Source organism: Mycobacterium sp. SP-6446 (assembly GCF_001954045.1).
GTDB lineage: Bacteria > Actinomycetota > Actinomycetes > Mycobacteriales > Mycobacteriaceae > Mycobacterium.
This window is the reverse complement of the sequence record NZ_MBEM01000031.1, coordinates 1-18093: the sequence shown is the minus strand read 5'-3', so window position 1 is coordinate 18093 and position 18093 is coordinate 1. Positions and strand designations below refer to the sequence as shown.

General features: G+C 67.7%; 12 protein-coding genes. 3 read left to right on the top strand and 9 right to left on the bottom strand.

Annotated features, from left to right (window positions below; all coding sequences use genetic code 11):
* From A5736_RS02520 to A5736_RS02515, 4 genes are all read right to left on the bottom strand, one after another.
* A partial coding sequence (locus A5736_RS02520; protein WP_139333086.1) for a non-ribosomal peptide synthetase occupies positions 1-4877 on the bottom strand: 4877 nt, incomplete at its 3' end.
* Between the two features lie 20 nt (positions 4878-4897).
* Complete coding sequence (locus A5736_RS26525) at positions 4898-5059, bottom strand: hypothetical protein (protein ID WP_217695720.1); 162 nt, start codon at positions 5057-5059, stop codon at positions 4898-4900.
* Positions 5060-5433: 374 nt separating this feature from the next.
* Complete coding sequence (locus A5736_RS26520; RefSeq protein ID WP_083667110.1) at positions 5434-5637, bottom strand: hypothetical protein; 204 nt, start codon at positions 5635-5637, stop codon at positions 5434-5436.
* A gap of 11 nt (positions 5638-5648) precedes the next feature.
* Positions 5649-6833: an NAD(P)/FAD-dependent oxidoreductase gene (locus A5736_RS02515; RefSeq protein ID WP_217695719.1), complete on the bottom strand. Its 1185-nt coding sequence runs from the start codon at positions 6831-6833 to the stop codon at positions 5649-5651.
* A gap of 124 nt (positions 6834-6957) precedes the next feature.
* Between A5736_RS02515 and A5736_RS02510 the strand changes: the two genes are divergently transcribed.
* Positions 6958-7839, top strand: a complete 882-nt coding sequence (locus A5736_RS02510; protein WP_076244368.1) for a D-alanyl-D-alanine carboxypeptidase family protein — start codon at positions 6958-6960, stop codon at positions 7837-7839.
* Positions 7840-7846: 7 nt separating this feature from the next.
* Here A5736_RS02510 and A5736_RS02505 read toward each other — a convergent pair whose 3' ends face one another.
* The 4 genes from A5736_RS02505 to ffh form a co-directional block, all read right to left on the bottom strand.
* Positions 7847-8449, bottom strand: a complete 603-nt coding sequence (locus tag A5736_RS02505; protein ID WP_076244367.1) for a TetR/AcrR family transcriptional regulator — start codon at positions 8447-8449, stop codon at positions 7847-7849.
* Positions 8450-8458: 9 nt separating this feature from the next.
* Positions 8459-10297, bottom strand: a complete 1839-nt coding sequence (locus A5736_RS02500; RefSeq protein ID WP_139333088.1) for an amidohydrolase family protein — start codon at positions 10295-10297, stop codon at positions 8459-8461.
* Positions 10298-10353: 56 nt separating this feature from the next.
* Positions 10354-11424: an amidohydrolase family protein gene (locus A5736_RS02495; RefSeq protein WP_139333087.1), complete on the bottom strand. Its 1071-nt coding sequence runs from the start codon at positions 11422-11424 to the stop codon at positions 10354-10356.
* Positions 11425-11490: 66 nt separating this feature from the next.
* The gene (ffh, locus tag A5736_RS02490; RefSeq protein WP_076125812.1) at positions 11491-13059 is read right to left on the bottom strand and encodes a signal recognition particle protein; all 1569 of its coding nucleotides are present in this window, start codon (positions 13057-13059) and stop codon (positions 11491-11493) included.
* A 110-nt stretch (positions 13060-13169) separates the two neighbouring features.
* On the opposite strand from ffh, the gene A5736_RS02485 reads away from it, so the two are divergent.
* Both A5736_RS02485 and A5736_RS02480 read left to right on the top strand, forming a co-directional pair.
* Positions 13170-13967, top strand: coding sequence for an alpha/beta hydrolase (locus A5736_RS02485; protein WP_076125814.1), 798 nt, complete (start codon positions 13170-13172; stop codon positions 13965-13967).
* A 117-nt stretch (positions 13968-14084) separates the two neighbouring features.
* Complete coding sequence (locus A5736_RS02480) at positions 14085-15779, top strand: DEAD/DEAH box helicase (protein WP_076244361.1); 1695 nt, start codon at positions 14085-14087, stop codon at positions 15777-15779.
* Between the two features lie 7 nt (positions 15780-15786).
* On the opposite strand, the gene A5736_RS02475 is transcribed toward A5736_RS02480, so the two are convergent.
* Positions 15787-18093, bottom strand: a 2307-nt coding sequence (locus A5736_RS02475; protein WP_076244359.1) for a [protein-PII] uridylyltransferase, incomplete at its 5' end; no start/stop codon positions are given.

The following is an 18093-nucleotide window of genomic DNA, read 5'->3' as shown; positions in this document are numbered from 1 at the left end:
GCCGCGTCGCCCAGCCAATCCCGTTGCCACAGAGTGTAATCGGCATACTGCACCCCCAACGGCGCCCACCCCGGCACCCGACCCATCCGCCGCGCCCGATATGCCTGGCCCACATCCCTGACCATCGGCGCGGGTGACCATCCGTCAAAAGCTATGTGGTGCAACACAATCCCCACGACATACTGCTCGCGCCCCACCGAATAGATCTGCGCGCGAATGGGGATCTCGGCCGACAAATCGAATCGATACCCCGCCAGGGCCATCAACTCGCCGCGCACATCGCGCTCGGGCAACGACACCACCGCCGGGCCGCCACGCCGCCACATGCCAGCCTGGGCCGGCAACACCTCTTGGAACGGCACTCCGTCGATTGCGCGAAATATGGTGCGCAGCGATTCGTGGCGGGCGATGACGTCATCCAGGGCCGTACCCAACGCGTCGACATCCAGCGCCCCGTCGATCCGAAACGCGGTCGGCATGTTATAGGTCGGAACCTGGCCCTCGAACTGGTTGAGGAACCACAACCGCTGCTGGGCAAACGACAACGGAACCCGGGCCGGGCGCGGCATCACCCGCAGCGGCGGGACGCCAGGCCCGCCACGATGACGGTGCAGATAGTCGGCGAGCTGGCCGACGGTGGAAGCCTCAAACAGATACCGCACCGGCACTTCCCTGCCCAACGCCAACTGAAGGCGCGCGGTCACCCGTGTTGCGATCAACGAATCGCCACCGAGGGCGAAGAAATCATCGTCCAGCCCGACCCGGTCCAGGCCCAACACTTCGCTGAATACCTGGGCGACGATTCTTTCGTTCTCGGACTGCGGCGCCCGGAAAGATGCGCCGGCAAATATCGGTGCCGGCAGGGCCCTGCGGTCGATCTTGCCCGAGGAGGTCAACGGGAACTCGTCGAGTGCCATGATCTGGGCCGGCATCATGTAATCGGGCAGCCGCGCGTTCAACCGCTCACGCACCGCGCTGATTTTTATGTTGGATTGCGGGTCATTGGCATTGGTGCCGCGCCGGTGAGCCGTCGACAGATACAGGTCGGTGAGTGCTGGGGGCTGCGGGTCGATGGGGATGATGAAAACCGCCTCCACAGTGCCGGGTTGGGCACCCCAGGTCACCGCCACGTTGTATCCGATGGTCTCGCCGAGGCGGTACAACGCTTCGGGCACAACGGCGTCGGCGGCCTCGGCGGTGCCATCGGCCAGCGCGTCGGCCGGAGACCGTCCGGCGGCCAGGGCGGCTTCGACACGGACGTCGGTGATGAGTCCGGCGCGCGGGATGTCGGTAATGCGAACAGTGGCCGGATGTTGGGATATCAATCGGTCTTGCAACCCGTTCAGGCCTTCGCATTGGGCCCACGTCCAGGTGGGTGCGGTGGCCAGTGAGCGCACCGGGATGGGAGCTTTGTGGACGATGACGTCGTAGCGGTAGCGGTTGAGTTCGTTATCGGCCAATCCGCGTTTGACTTCGATGTCTAGCCCGGCCACGCGTGGATTGTCGGCGGCCCAGGTGGTGAAAAACTCTGGGGCCAACAGCAATTCGGGCTCACTGACCATGGCGCGATAGACGCGTGCCCGGATCTCAGCGGTGTCGGTGGCGCTGGTGCGGGCGAGCGCAACTCCCGTTTGCAATGCGCCTTGCAGCGTGTGGTTGCGCACATCGCCGATGAACAAGCTCCCGCCGGGGGCTAGCAGATCCACGGCGTTATCGATGATCTCGGCCAGATAGTCCGCGTTGGGGAAATACTGGACGACCGAGTTGAGAATGATGGTGTCGAAATGGCCCCGCGGCAAACCCTCGGTGACGTGCGCGGGCTGGGTCAGTAGCTCCACCCGGTCACGCCATGGAATCTGCAATTGCTCCAGCACGCGGGCCAGGTTGTCGATGGCGACCGGCGAAATGTCGGTGGCGACATAGTGCTCACACTGAGGGGCGATCTGCGACAAGATCAGCCCGGAGCCCGCGCCGATCTCCAACACGCGTCTGGGCTCCAGTGCCATGATCCGATCCACCGCGGCCGAACGCCACTCGACCATTTCCTCGAGCGGGATCGGGTCGTCTGTGTAGCTGCTGTTCCAGCCCCGGAAATCCTTGCCGAAGTCCCCGACCTCGGCGCCGTAGAGCTGGTCGTTCACGTGTTGCCACTGTTCGACGCTTTCGGCGACGTGATCCGCGATCGCGGTGTGGTCGAGCACGACATAGGCGATCAGGTGTGCGCCGGCGGAGTTTTGGTGCACGCTGACGGCGGCCTGGGTGACCTGCGGGCAGGCCAGCAGGGTGTTTTCGATTTCGCCAAGTTCGATGCGCTGTCCGCGCAGTTTGATCTGGGTATCGGGCCGACCGAGGTAATCGAGAGTGCCGGCGGGGGTCCACCGCACCAGGTCGCCCGTGCGATACATCCGTTCGCCACCACCTCCGTGGGGATTGGCCACGAACCGTTCCGAGGTCAACTCCGCGCGGCCCACGTAGCCGTGCGCCAGAGCGGGCCCACCCAGATACAGCTCGCCCACCACCCCGATCGGCGCCGGGTTCAACCGCGCATCGAGAACCAGCGCGCATACCCCCGGAATCGGAGCGCCGATGCTGACCGGCTGCCCCGCGCACAGCGGCGCGGTGGAGGTGGAGCAGATGGTGGATTCGGTGGGACCGTAGCCGTTGAACATCCGCCGGCCCGACGCCCAGGCGGCCACCACTTCCGTGGGGCAGGCCTCTCCCATCGTGATTAGCGTGTCCAGCCCGTCGAGCCGGGTCCGATCCAGGGACGACAGCACCGTCGGGGTCAACGCCGCCGCGCTGACCCGCTGGTGCTGCATCAACTCGGTTAACGCCTCCCCGGCGTACACGTGCCTAGGCGCGACAACCAATGCCGCCCCGGAACCGACCGCCCACAACCAATCGAAGATCGACGCATCGAAGGTCGGTGCGGCCACCATCAGCACCCGGGCGCCCGCGCTCAATCCGTATATCGCGCGTTGCGCCGCGGCTAGCCCGAGCAGACCGGCGTGGCTGACCACCACCCCCTTGGGTGCGCCGGTGGACCCCGAGGTGAACATGACGTAGGCGGTGTTATCCACCCCCAGCGGCGCGAGGCGGTCGGCGTCGGTAATCGGATCGGCGGCGCGATCCGACATGTCGCGACGGTCGACGCGCAGCACCGGTCGCGTCCCGCCCCCGGGCACCGTGTCGACGCCACAGGTCAACAAACACACGGCGTCCACCGCGTCCAACACGGCGGCGATGCGATCAGCCGGGTGGCCAAGGCCGACCGGCACGTACACACCGCCGGACTTGACCACGGCCCACCACGCCGCGACCAATTCCGCACCGCGGTCCATCGCAACCCCCACAGCACGCTCGGGACCCACCCCGGCCTCGATCAGCACCCGCGCCAACCGTGTCGACCACTCGTCAAGCTCGCGATACGACAGCTCCCGGGTGCCGTCGATCACGGCCGCCGCATCGGGATCGGCGACGACCGTCGCCGCCAACAACTGCGGCGCCACCCCAATCGGCGCGTCCACCCCGGCACCGGACCATCCCGACAACACCAGCTCGCGCTCACCGCGATCCAGAACCGACACCTCTGCCACGACCAGCGACGCATCCGCCACCAAGAGGCGGTCCAGGAGCATTTCCAGACGCCTTGTGTGCCTACCGATTTCGTCAGGCGAGTAGCGGTCGGGATTCCACATCAACTGAATTCGTGGGGTGCCGTCGCCCAACCGCGGATAGATGTTGACGGCAATGTCCTGAATGGGATAGATGCTCAATACGTTGTACGTCGTTTCCGACGGCCCGAAACGAAGCGGGGCAACGAAGTCGAGCACGTTGATCGCCGCGCCGAACTCGACGTTCATGTCGACACGGTTTGTACCGGCGATCAGGTCCGGCCAGTGCCGAAATTGTTGGTGGCGCAACGCCCCGACCAAAGCCTTGGCGACTCGATCGGTCAGTGCGCCAAAAGTGTCGCGGTCATCGACGCCGATCAGCAGTGGCACCATGTTCGACACCATGCCGGCGCATGTTTTCAGCGCCGCGGTCGTGCGCGCGGAAACCGGCAGTGACAACGAGACATTTTGGCGCCCTGTGGTCTTCGCAATAAACACCGCCATGGCGGCGACGAACCTCGTGACATCGAACTGGTCATGCGGGGACGCCGAGAATCGCTGACCGCACACCAGTTCGTGCACCAGGGGGTGGCGTGGTGGCACCGACCTCCGTGTCCCCCTCAAGTCGATAATGTCCAGAGGTCCGCGCACGACGCTCTTCCAATACGCGGCATCGGCACGACTGCGTGAGGACTGCTCATATTCCCGGTCCGCGTCGCGCAGCAATGCGAACTCAGAGAAGTCGACTTCGCCGATGTCGGGCGCTGATCCCGAGTAGACCTCCGCGATGTGCCGGGCGAAATTGTTGGCGCCGTATCCGTCACAGAGAACGTGGTGGGTGCGCAGGTAGAAGTATGACAGGTTGTCGGTGATCCGCAGCAGTGCGAAATTGGTGAGTCGATCATGCGCCAGATCAATTGGGTGGCGGTAGTCGTCGTTCATCCAGCTGCAAGCGGCGGCTGCCGGGTCACTCTCCGCGCGCAGATCGATGCAGCGTGTGATCCCCGTCCTCGTAAGGGAGCGGTCGACTATGAAGACCGGCTCGCCGTCATCGAGGGATAGCCGCGCGCATGGCGTGCCGAATCGTGTTGCCGCCGATTCGCATGCGACCGTGAGCCTTTCGGCGTCGACATTGTGATCGATCGCCATAAAAGCGGCAAAGTTGTACGGGACTTCGGGATGGAGTTGTTGGGCAGCCCATATGGACCGCTGCGCGGCGGTTAGCGGCCCGACGAAGTCTGGTTGCGTGCCGTAGTTGAGCATGATGACGGCGAACCCCCTATTTAGGGCCGGCGTGCCCGCGGAATCGCAAGCGCCTTACTGGCTTTCGTGCAATAAGGGCCGTCGTTCGCCTGTCCGAAGTCGATCAGCGACGCGTAGTCCTCGAGCAGCCGTACCAGATAACGGCTGCTGACCTTGAAACTCGCGTAAAGTTTCCGGGCCATCTCCCCGAAGGCCTCAAATCCCCGACGCCTGATACACCATTCGACGACCCCGTGCTGGATCTAGTGGTGCGGCGGCCCGGCCCCCCGCACGCCTGCGATGACACTTAATCCCCAACCACGTGTAGACACGAGCGCCCGCGCCTATCGGTTCAATCGAATGTCCGCGCCGCCGACATGTATCGCCGTGCAGCTGCTGCGCGCGGGGACGTCTGGCACAGATCGCTTGATCGTTGGCACGAAAGGCCGTTGACGACTCGGCTTTTCAGAACGCGGCGAATCCCGTTGTAGATGAACATGTGTACAGCAGCGTCGCGCCGCCGATTCGCCTCTGCTACAGCGGTGCCGTCAGAAAAGGCTCAGCCATCGACGAACCGTCACGCCCCGCGCACCTCGGGGTCGGGTTGCGCCTCGCTGTCGGAGTGCGCGTGAGGCTTTCTGGGCCGACGGTTGGCTGCGACGAGCCGCATCAGGAGCGCGGGCTGCAAGAGCCTGGCTGGTGGGTCGACAAAATGCATCACGCGGAGGGTCGCTTCGGCGATCACCGGATCGTTCGCGGCGGCGGCCTGCGCCTTGTCCATTTGCCAATTGATCAGCGCCCTTGAGCCCGACGCCAACCACCTGCCTGCGACACGGTGAAATCGGTGAGCCGGTTCCCCCGCCACACGGGGGCGATCTGCTTGGCGGCCGCCTTGAAGAATCGCCGGCTCAGGTCGCCGTCGCGATCGGCCAGACAGTCTCGAAGCGCCACCGCCTGCAGCGCGGCCATGGTCATGCCCTGCATGTACACCGGGTTGAAGCTGCAGATCGCGTCGCCGATCACCAGCAGCCCCGCCGGGAATCGGCGCAGCTTGTCATAGCGCCGCCAGGTGCTCGCCGGGTATCGCTGCGTCGACAACGCACCGACCGGCTCGGCCGCCCGCAGCGCATCGATCAGAAAAGCCGGCGCGAATTCCGCGGCGCAGTCGATGACGCCGGGCAGGCTATCGGGTAGTTCATAACCGCCCACGCCGAACAGGGTCAGAATCCAGGTGCCGTGCTCGTAGGCCACCACCACCACACCGACCGGGCGGTCGGGCAGCGGGCCGACCGAGACACCCAACTTGTCGCCGAGCATGCCTTCGGGAATGCGCAGAAATTGACTGGCGTAGCTCAGCTGCACCGGGTAGCGCTGCTCGACTGGCCGCTCGTAGCCGAGGTTGTCGAGGAACGCCGGCATGCGCGCGGCCCGGCCCGTCGCATCGACCACCATGTCGGCATCCAGCACGGTTTCCGCACCCGTGTCACGGTTGACCACCCGGACACCGGTGACCCCGTCGGACTGGCCGGCGATCGGCTCGACGACATCATGGCCCTCCAGGATTCTCACGTTCGCCAGTGCGCGCACGCGTCGCCGGACGTGGGACTCCAGGAATGGCCGGCTCGGTTGATACAAGACCAGCGCTGCCGGGTCGGCGAATTTGCCCGAGAGATCAAGCTCGTGCCGGCCCAACCGGATATACGCACGCGATGGCTCATTGTCGAGGACATTGGCGCCCCCGGCGACGAGTTCGTCGAGCAGGTCAGGGAATAGCTCGCCCAAGGTTTTCGAGCCCGTGCTCAGCAGGGCATGAAAATGTCGTCCCTGGGGCACGCCGCGCCGCTGTTCGGCGCCGTCGGGCAGCCGGTCGCGCTCGACCAGTGTCACCGTTTCGTAAAAGTCCGACAGCACCCGAGCGGCCAGCAGCCCGGCCATGCTCGCACCGCAGACAACGGCTCGCTGTCCGAGCTCAATCATCGGCAATCCCCTTACAAGAATCCGATGACAGTGCCGGTCACAATGGCCGCCACCGTAGTTATCACGATCCGGACCAGCCGCCGGTTCATTGAGTCCGAGCCGCCGGACGTTAAACTTTGCGCCCATGCGGAAACTGATTGCCGCAGCCGCCGCTGCGCTCACGGTCAGCACCTTCGGTGCCACTGTCAGCCCGGCCACCGCGGGGGCCGACAGCATGCAGCCGGCCGGCTCGGTGCCGATTCCCGACGGCCCGGCCCAAACCTGGATCGTGGCCGACCTCGACAGCGGTCAGGTGCTGGCCGGCCGCGACCAGAACGTCGCCCACCCGCCCGCGAGCACCATCAAGGTGCTGCTGGCGTTGGTGGCCCTGGACGAGCTGAGCCTGGATTCCACCGTCGTGGCCGACGTCGCGGATACCCAGGTCGAGTGCAACTGCGTCGGCGTCAAACCCGGCCACAGCTATACCGCGCGCCAACTGCTCGACGGGCTGCTCCTGGTTTCCGGCAACGACGCCGCCAACACGCTGGCGCACCAGCTCGGCGGTGCGGACGTTGCCGTCGGCAAGATGAACGCCAAAGCGGCCTCGCTCGGGGCGACCAACACCCACGCGGCGACCCCGTCGGGGCTGGACGGGCCCGGCGGCTCCGGGGCCTCCACGGCCCACGACCTGGCCGTCATCTTCCGGGCCGCCATGGCCAATCCGGTGTTCGCGCACATCACCGCCGAGCCGTCGGCGATGTTCCCCGGAGATCATGGCGATGAGCCGATCACCAACCAGGACGAACTGCTGCAGCGCTATCCCGGCGCCATCGGCGGCAAGACCGGGTTCACCAACGCGGCCCGCAAGACCTTCGTCGGCGCCGCCGCCCGAGGTGGTCGCCGCTTGGTGATCGCCATGATGTACGGGATGGTGAAGCAGGGCGGGCCGACGTATTGGGATCAGGCGGCAAGCCTGTTCGACTGGGGTTTCGCACTCAACCCGGAGACCGGCGTCGGCGCGCTGTAACCGCTTGTCACGCAGTCTCGTTCGGCAACAACCCGGTTATCAGCGCGGTCAGCAACGCGATCCGGCTCTCCTCCAGATCCGGTTCTGGCAGCACCCCTCGCACGATTGCCGCGCCGTCGAAGACGTTGGTCAGCAATGCCACCAGAACCGGAAATGTGTCCTCCGGGATGGTTTCCGCCCCGGGCAGGGTGCGCGCGGCGTCGAGAATCTTCGCGGAGTACTGGGCCATCACCTCGGCCAGATGCGCGTTGAGCTTCTCGTCGGTGCGCGCGGCGACCATGAGCTCGTACAGCACCGCGTTGGTCGGGCCGCTGGTGATGTCGCGCAGGATCGTCAGCGCGGCTTCCAGCGCCGGCCGGTCGGCCGGGATCTCGGCGACCTGCTTGGTGAATGACTCCACCTGCCGGCGCAGGACCTCCGATGCGGTGGCCGCCATGAAATCGCCCATCGTCTCGAAGTGCCGGAACAGGGCGCCCACGGAGACCCCGGCGCGCTTGGTGATCACGGCCGCCGAGGCGCGGGCATAGCCGACCTCGATGATGCTGGCGATGCATGCCTCGAGGAGCCGTCCGATGGTCTCCTCGCGGCGTTGCTGCTGCGTCCTGGCCATCTCAGTCGCTCACACCAGCGCGGCCGAGCGCTGCTCGCGCTGCTGCCGCGCACCGGCCCGCAGGTACCGGCCCGACTTCGCGGTCTGGCCGTAGCCGTCGCGGAATTGGCCCTTCTCGAAGACGACGGCGCCGTTGACACCGGTCGCGACGACGGCCTCGTCGTTGCGATTGACCATGCGCCGCAGGCCGCCGTAGAAGGGAACCTCCTCCTCGTAGTAGCCCTCGACCGAGTCGTTCAGGCCGGCCGGGTCGATCACCACGAAGTCCGCGCGGTCGCCCTCGCGCAGCGTGCCGGCGTCGAGTCCGAACCACTCGGCCAGCTCGCCGGTCAGCCGGTGCACCGCGTGTTGGGTGGACATGAACGGCGCGCCCGCGCGGTGGGCGTCGCGAGTTCGCTTGAGCAGCTTGATCGGGAAGTTGTAGAAGGCCATGTTGCGCAGGTGGGCACCCGCGTCCGAGAAGCCCATGTGCACGCTTTCCTCCTTGGCGAGCGCGTTGAGCAGCTTGGGCCGGTGGTTGGCCACGACGGTTGTCCAGCGCACGTTGCGTTCGCCGTTTTCGACGAGCACATCGAGGAACGCATCGAGCGGGTGCAGCCCGCGTTCGTCGGCGATCGTGCCGAAGCTCTTGCCGATCAACGACTTATCGGGGCACTCAACGATGACCGCGTCGTGGAAGTCGCGGTGCCACAGCGACGGTCCGAGTTTGATGCGATCGAACTCTTTCCGGAACTTGCGGCGGTAGTCCCGGTCGGCCAGCAGCTCGTTGCGCTCCAACTGGTCGCGCAGATGCAGGGCGGCCGTGCCGGCGCCGAACTCCTCGAAGACCGGCAGGTCGATCCCGTCGGAGTACAACTCGAACGGCACCGGAAGGTGCTGGAACCGCACGCTCGAGCCCAGCAGCTTGTTCGCCAGGCGAGTCGCCGGCCCGAATACGTAGACGGCGAGCGGGTTCGACTTGGCGTCGGCGGACACCAACAGGCTCATTCGAACTCCCTTGCGGCGTCCGAACATTCGGCTGCTGGTCAGGAAGAACATCAGCGCGGACGCGGGGTTCTCGACGTCGGGTGCGCTCTGCAGGATCCGCCCGCGCTTGCGCAGCACCTTGATCAGCCTGCGCCGTTCCCGCCACGTCGCGAAGGTGGACGGCAGCGCCCGCGACCGGAAGCGTTCGCCGTCGAGCTTGTCGATCGCCGCGTCCATGCCGGACATGCCTAGCATCCCGGCCTCGAGCGCCTCGTCGAGCAAAGTCGCCATCTTCTCCAGTTCGGCGTCGGTGGGCTTGACGGTGGCGTCGGTCGCCCGGTCGAGCCCCAGCACCGTGCTGCGCAGGTCCGAATGACCAAGCAGCGAGCTGACATTCGGCCCGAGCGGCAACGAGTCGACGGCCGCGATGTATTCGGCGGCGGTGGTCCAGGTCCGGTTGCTCTTCAGCGCGCCGTGGACGTACTCACGGGGTACGGCCTCGACCCGGCTAAACAGGTCGGCGGCATCCTCGGAGTCGGCATAGACCGTCGACAGCGAGCACATTCCCAGCAGCACGGTGGTCACACCGTGGCGCACCGACTCCCGCAGCCCGGGGTCCAGCAACACCTCGGCGTCATAGTGGGTGTGCACGTCGATGAAGCCGGGCATCACCCACTTGCCCGCCGCGTCGATCACCTCGGGGCAACCGGTCTCGTCCAGCGGCCCGTCAGCGACCGTGGCCAGCACGCCGTCCCGGATTCCGAGCGTGCGGGTTTGCGGGGCACCGCCGGTGCCGTCGAACCACAATCCATCGCGAATGATCACGTCGTAGGTCACTGTCTTCCTCCGGTTCGTTGGGGTTGCGACGACCGTAACATAGATAGCAAGCACTCGCAATCTTTTATTTGGATTTCTGCATCACCGCATATATGCGCAGGTCACCCCCCGAACACGGCGCCCCGCAGGATCACCAGGTCGGGCCGGTTCAGCACGCCGGGCCCCGTGCGCGGATCGTCCGTGTAGCACAACAGGTCGGCCGAGGACCCGTGATCCAGACCGGGCCGGCCCAGCCAGCGACGCGCGTCCCAGCAGGCCGCGCCCAACGCCTGCGTCGGGCTCATCCCAATCCCCTTGAGGGCTTCGACCTCGTCGGCGATCCGGCCGTGCGCGATCATGCTGCCGGCATCGCTACCGGCATACATCGGGACACCCGCGTCCAGGGCGGCCGCGACCCGCTCACGGCAGCGGGCGTGCAGGTCGCGCATGTGGGCGGCGTAGGTCGGATAGCGCTTGGCGTTGTCGGCGATACCCGGAAAGTTCTCGGTGATGTTGATCAGCGTGGGCACTAGTGCCGTCCCATGCTCGAGCATGAGGGCGATGGTGTCGTCGGTGAGCCCGGTGCCGTGTTCGATGCAGTCGATGCCGGCCTTGATCAGGCCGGGCATGGCCTCGTCGCTGAAGACGTGTGCGGTGACCCGGGCTCCGTGGGCGTGCGCGGTGTCGATCGCGGCCGCCAGCACGTCGTCGGACCACAGCGGGGCAAGGTCGCCGACGCCGCGGTCGATCCAGTCGCCGACCAGCTTGACCCAGCCGTCGCCGCGCTTCGCCTCCTCGGCCACCGCCGCCGGCAGCTGGGATTCGTCTTCGAGTTCGACGGAGAAGCCGGCCTGGTAGCGCTTGGGCCGGGCCAGGTGCTTTCCGGCGCGGATGATGCGGGGCAGGTCGTCGTGGTCGTCGAGGCTGCGGGTGTCGGTCGGTGCGCCGCAGTCACGCAGCAGCAGCGCGCCGACGTCGCGTTCGGTCTCGGCCTGGGCGATCGCCTCCTCGATCGGGATCTCGCCGTGGTGACCGAGGCCGACGTGGCAGTGCGCATCCACCAGCCCGGGCACGATCCAGCCGCCGTCGAAAACGGTGTCGGCCCCGGCGACCGGCTCGGCGCTGATGCGGCCGTCGACGATCCACAGCTGGATCTCGGTCTCGTCGGGCAGCCCCAGGCCTCGCACGTGCATCCGCACGGCGCGGCTACTTCCGATGGTGACGACCCGCGTCGCCCGGCTCCGCCGCGCTCGCGATCGTCACGGTTTCTTGCCCGGGAACTTCAGCTTGGACAGGTCGAAATCGGCCAGCGCGGGCGGCAGCTCGTCGAGGCCCTCGGGCATCTGCGACAGGTCGGGGAACCCCGGGGGCATCCCCGCCATGCCCGGCATGCCGGCGGCCAGCGGGTTGCGGACCTTGGGCGGGGTCGGCCCCCGTCCGCCCTTCTTGCCCTTCTTGCCCTTGGCGCCCTTGCTCTTTCGCGTCGCGGACTTGCGGCCGATACCGGGGATTCCCATCCCGCCGAGCATGGACGACATCATCTTGCGGGCCTCGAAGAAGCGGTCGACCAGCTGGTTGACCTCGGACACCGTCACGCCCGAGCCGTTGGCGATGCGCAGCCGCCGCGAGGCGTTGATGATCTTGGGGTCGGCGCGCTCTTGTGGCGTCATCCCGCGGATGATGGCCTGCAACCGGTCGAGCTGGCGGTCGTCGACTTCGGCCAGCGCCTCCTTCATCTGCCCGGCGCCGGGCAGCATGCCCAGCAGGTTGCCGATCGGGCCCATCTTGCGGATGGCGAGCATCTGCTCCAGGAAATCCTCGAGCGTCAGCTCGCCGGCGCCGATCTTGACCGCGGCGGCCTCGGCCTGCTCGGCGTCGAAGACCTGTTCGGCCTGTTCGATCAGGCTGAGCACGTCGCCCATGCCCAGGATGCGGCTGGCCATGCGATCGGGGTGGAAGACGTCGAAGTCCTCGAGCTTCTCACCGGTGGAGGCGAAAAGGATTGGGACACCGGTGACCTCGCGGACCGACAGCGCGGCGCCACCGCGGGCGTCGCCGTCGAGCTTGGTCAACACCACGCCGGTGAAGCCGACGCCCTCGCGGAACGCCTCCGCGGTGGTGACGGCGTCCTGGCCGATCATCGCGTCGAGGACGAACAGCACCTCGTCGGGGTCGATGGTGTCCCGGATGGCCGCCGCCTGGGCCATCAGCTCGTCGTCGATGCCCAGCCGGCCGGCGGTGTCGACGATGACCACGTCGAAGTGTTTGGCCCGGGCCTCCTCGAGACCCGCGGCCGCGACGGCGACCGGGTCGCCGGGTCCGGACTCCGGGGACTCGCCGGGATGCGGCGCGAAAACCGGTACGCCGGCACGCTCGCCGACGACCTGCAGCTGGTTCACCGCGGCGGGCCGCTGCAGGTCGCAGGCCACCAGCAGCGGCGTGTGCCCCTGCCCGCGCAGCCAGGCGGCCAACTTCCCGGCCAGCGACGTCTTACCGGAACCCTGCAGGCCGGCGAGCATCACCACGGTCGGCGGCGCCTTCGCGAACGCCAGCTGGCGGGTTTCGCCGCCCAGGATGCCGATGAGTTCCTCGTTGACGATCTTGACGACCTGCTGCGCGGGGTTGAGCGCGCCGGACACCTCGGCGCCCCGAGCGCGGTCCTTGATCCGGCCGACGAAGGCCCGCACCACGGGCAGCGAAACGTCCGCTTCCAGCAGCGCGAGCCGGATTTCGCGGGTGGTGGCCTCGATGTCGGCGTCGGTCAGTCGGCCCTTGCCGCGCAGCCCGGCAAGGGCGCCGGTCAATCGGTCGGACAGCGATTCAAACACCCCGTCAGCCTAGCGGCTGGGAAGTTTGGCTCGAGTGTGCGGCCAGCCGCACATTCGACGCCGAGCGTGCGGCCAGCCGCACGTTCGGATGGGTTCTAGACTGCGGATTCATGCTCGAGACGATCGACAAGGGAAGCTGTACCGACGCGCATCCGGTGCCGCTGCTTTTCGTCCACGGCGGCTGGCACGGCGCCTGGTGCTGGGACGACGGCTTCCTGGACTTCTTCGCCGACGCCGGCTACCGCGCGGTCGCGATGAGCCTGCGCGGGCACGGCACCAGCCCCACGGCCAAGCCGCTGCAGCACGTTTCCATCGCGGACTACATCGACGACGTCCGTTCTGTCGCCGACGACCTGGGTGGCGCGCCGGTGCTGATCGGCCATTCCCTGGGCGGCTACACGATCCAGCGCTATCTCGAGGACCGAAACGCACCGGCCGCCGTGCTGGTGGGCTCCCTGCCGCCGCAGGGTGTGCTCGGGGCGGCCCTGCGCGTCTGGCGTCGCCGGCCGTGGATGACCGTGCACTCGTTCCACGACCCGACGTTGGTCAAGTTCCTGCGCACCCAGGCGCTCGCCCGCGAATACCTCTTCTGCGCCGACACGCCCGACGCCGTCGTCGAATCCTGCTGGAAACGCGCCGGGCCCGAGAGCATCCGCGCGGCGATGACCGATCCGATGTTGCGCCGGGTGGATACCGCGCGGGTGACCACCCCGATCCTGGTCCTCGGCGGCCTGCACGACGGCTTCGTCAGCGTGCGCGCGGTGCGTGCGACGGCGCGCGCCTACCGGACCGAGCCGGAGTTCTTCGACATGGGACACAACATGATGCTCGAACCGGGCTGGCCCGACGTCGCCGCACGAATCGACGAGTGGCTGCGAACCCGTGACCTGGCGGGCCACGCCGTCTAGCTCGCGTCGCTTCAGCACCGAAAAGCGTTGGCATGCTACATTTCACACCCGCCGCCGCGTCGCGGGCCGGGCGCAAGACTTGTCAGGGCGTGACCAGCTACGGGGGGAAGTTTGTCGGTGCAGCCGGTCGGCGCCCAGGCGTTGCGGGGCTGGCAGCGCCGGGCGTTGGTGAAGTATCTGGCCGCCCAGCCGCGTGACTTTCTCGCCGTGGCCACCCCCGGTTCCGGCAAGACGACGTTCGCGCTGCGGGTGGCGGCCGACCTGCTCGCCCATCGCGCCGTCGAGCAGATCACCGTGGTGGTCCCCACCGAGCACCTGAAGGTCCAGTGGGCGCAGGCCGCGGGGCGGCACGGTCTTGCCCTGGACCCGCGATTCTCCAACACCAACCCGCGGACCTCGCCGGAGTATCACGGCGTGATGGTCACCTACGCCCAGGTCGCCGCGCATCCAACGCTGCACCGGGTGCGCACCGAGCAACGCAAAACGCTGGTCATCTTCGACGAGATCCATCACGGCGGTGATGCCAAGACCTGGGGTGACGCCATTCGCGAAGCCTTCGGCGACGCCACCCGCCGACTTGCCTTGACGGGCACACCTTTTCGCAGCGACGACAGCCCCATCCCGTTCGTCACGTACGAGCCGGGCGCTGACGGGACGCTGCGGTCGCAGGCCGACCACACCTACGGCTACGCCGAAGCGCTCGCCGACGGTGTGGTCCGGCCGGTGGTGTTCCTCGCCTACTCTGGGCAGGCGCGCTGGCGCGACAGCGCCGGCGAGGAGCACGCGGCACGCCTCGGCGAGCCGCTGTCCGCCGAGCAGACCGCCCGGGCGTGGCGCACGGCGCTGGACCCCGCCGGCGAGTGGATGCCCGCGGTGATCGCCGCCGCCGACCAGCGGCTGCGCGGGCTGCGCACCCATGTGCCCGACGCCGGCGGCATGATCATCGCCTCCGATCAGGCCGCGGCGCGCGCGTACGCCGCCCTGCTGAAGAAGCTGACCTCCGAGGCGCCGACGGTGGTGTTGTCCGACGATCCGGGATCCTCGGCCCGCATCACGCAATTCGCCGAAGGCACCGGCCGCTGGCTCGTCGCGGTGCGCATGGTCTCCGAAGGCGTTGACGTGCCCCGGCTTTCGGTCGGGATCTACGCGACGAGCGCCTCGACACCGCTGTTCTTCGCGCAGGCCGTCGGCCGGTTCGTGCGGTCTCGGCGTCCCGGCGAATCCGCGAGCATCTTCGTGCCGTCGGTGCCCAACCTGCTCCAGCTGGCGAGCGAGTTGGAGGCGCAGCGCAACCACGTGCTCGGCCAGCCACACCGCGACAATGGCGACCCGCTCGACGGGGATCCCGCGGTGCGGGCACAAACCGAAAAGACGGAAACCGACCAGGGTTTCACGTCGTTGGGCGCCGACGCGGAACTCGACCAGGTCATCTTCGACGGCTCCTCGTTCGGCACCGCCACCCCCGCCGGAAGCGACGAGGAAGCCGATTATCTCGGCATCCCCGGCTTACTCGACGCCGAGCAGATGCGCGCCCTGCTGCACCGCCGCCAGGACGAGCAGCTGCAGCGGCGGGCGGCCGCCAATCAAGGCGCGCCGATGGCCTCGGTGACCGTGCACGGGCAACTGCGCGAACTGCGCAGCGAACTCAACACTTTGGTGTCGATAGCACATCACCGCACCGGGAAACCGCACGGGTGGATCCACAACGAACTGCGGCGCCGCTGCGGGGGGCCGCCGATCGCCGCCGCAACTCGCGAGCAGCTCAAGGCGCGCATCGCCGCTGTGCGGCAACTGAATTCGGAGCACTCGTGATTGCGGCCTAGATGACCGCGACCTCGTCGGCGGCACCCAGCACGGCAAGCAGATGTTTTTGCACCTCGGCACGCGCGGTGTCGTCACCGCCCGGCTCGGGCCCGGGCGGCAGCACCACCGAGAACACGTCGGCCGCCGTCGACCCGAACGTATTGACCTTCGCCCAAACGATATCCGCCCCAGCCCTTTCCAGCGCACGGGTCAGCAGGGCCAGCAGGCCGGGCCGATCCATCGCGCGCACCTCGACGGCCAGCTGCCCGTCGGCGGCGGTGTCGAGCCACAGGATGTGCGGTGGGGCGGTGGAACGCGTCAGGGGCGCTCCCGCCTGTACCTCACCCGCCCGCGCCGACGCCGTGGCCTCGGCGTGACGTTTCTCCACCATCGCCAGGACATCGATGTCGCCGGCGAGGGCGCCCACGAACTGCTGGCGCAGCAATTCCGCCGCGGGCGGGGAGCCGAAGTGCGGCGACACTACGAATTCGGTGACCGCGACGCCTTCGTGGCTGTTCACCGTCGCCGAATGGACACCCAGCGAATTCAGCGCCAGCACGGCGGCCGCCTTGGACACCAGTCCCCGCTGGTCCGCGGCGACCATGACGACGTGATAGGCGCGCGAGCCGTCGGCGGGGGTGATTTCCACGTGTACCCCGCGGTCGGCGGCCAGCGAAAGATAATGCGGCGCAGTCGGTTCGGCCCGCGGAAGGGGCTCACCGGCCATCACCATCCGGCAGCGACTCACCAGATCATCGACCAGCAGGGCCTTCCATTCGCTCCACACCCCGGGGCCGGTGGCCTTGGAGTCCGCCTCAGTCAGCGCATGCAGCACGTCGAGCAGTTGCGGATCCCCGCCGAGCGCCTCGGATACGCCTTCGATCGTGGCGGGGTCGTTCAGGTCGCTGCGGGTGGCCACGATCGGCAGCAGCAGGTGGTGGCGGGCCAGCTTCGAGAGCAATTCGACGTCGGGCGGCGCGAGCCCGAGCCTGGTGCCGATCTCCCGTGTCATCTCGGCGCCGAGCACACTGTGATCGACGCCCCGGCCCTTTCCGATGTCGTGCAGCAGCGCGCCGAGCGCGAGCAGATCGGGGCGTGCCACGCGGGTGGACAGCGGCGCCGCGTGAACGGCGGTCTCGACGACGTGACGATCGACCGTCCACTTGTGCGCGACGTCGCGGGGCGGAAGGTCGCGAATCGCCGCCCATTCCGGCAACAATCGCTCCCATATCCCGGTGCGGTCGAGCGCTTCGATCGTCGCCACCGTCGTGGGCCCGGCGGAGAGCACAACCAGCAGGTCGTCCAGCGCCTCGCGCGGCCAGGGCGTGGGCAGCTCGGGCGCCCCGGTCGCCAGGCGGTTCAATGTGGCGGCACCGATGGGCAATCCGGTGTCGGCCGATGCGGCCGCCACCCGGAGCACCAGGCCGGGGTCGGTTTCGGGTTGCGCATCGCGGGCGAGCACGATTTCGCCGGCGTACTCGACGACGCCCTCGTCGAGTGGTCGCCGTTTCGGGCGCCGCACCAAAGCCGACACACCGCGGCGCGGCAGCGCGTTTTCCGCGGTACGCATGCCGGTTTCGGCGTGGTAGCCGATGGTGCGACCGGCGCTGGAAAGCTTGCGCGACAGGTCAAACCGGTCCCCGATGTGCAAGGCGGCGCTGATCTCGTCCGCGAACTGGGCCAGCAGCTGATCGCGTCCGCGGCCCGACACCCGGTGCAGCTCGGTGCGCACATCGAGCAGCGTCAGGTAGGCGTCGTCCAGCGAACCCCCCGGTGTTTCCGGGCGGCCCATACCGTGGCGGTCGATCAGCTGGGCGACCCCCAGCGCGTCGAGCAATTGCACGTCGCGCAGGCCGCCGCGGCCCGATTTCAGGTCCGGCTCGGCACGTTGCGATATCCGGCCGCAGCGCTGCCAGCGGGCCTGCGTTATGTCGACGAGCTCGTCCATCCGGGAACGAATCGCACTGCGCCACTGCTTTCTTGCGCCCGAGATCAATTCGTCGGACAGCTCGGGATCGCCGGCGATGTGGCGGGCATCCAACATGCCAAGGGCCGCGATCATGTCGGCATTGGCGACGCCGAGCGCGCCGGAGACCGTACGCACGCTGTGGTCGAGCCGCACGTTGGCGTCCCACAACGGATACCACAGCTTGTCGGCGACCCGCTGCAGCACGTCGGCAGACTTGTTGTCGTGCAACAGCATTAGGTCCAGATCGGAATACGGCAGCAGCTCGTGGCGGCCGATGCCGCCGATCCCGACGATCGCGAAGCCACTGGTGTCGGTGATCCCGATCTCGGCGGCCTTGTCGGTCAGCCAGGACTC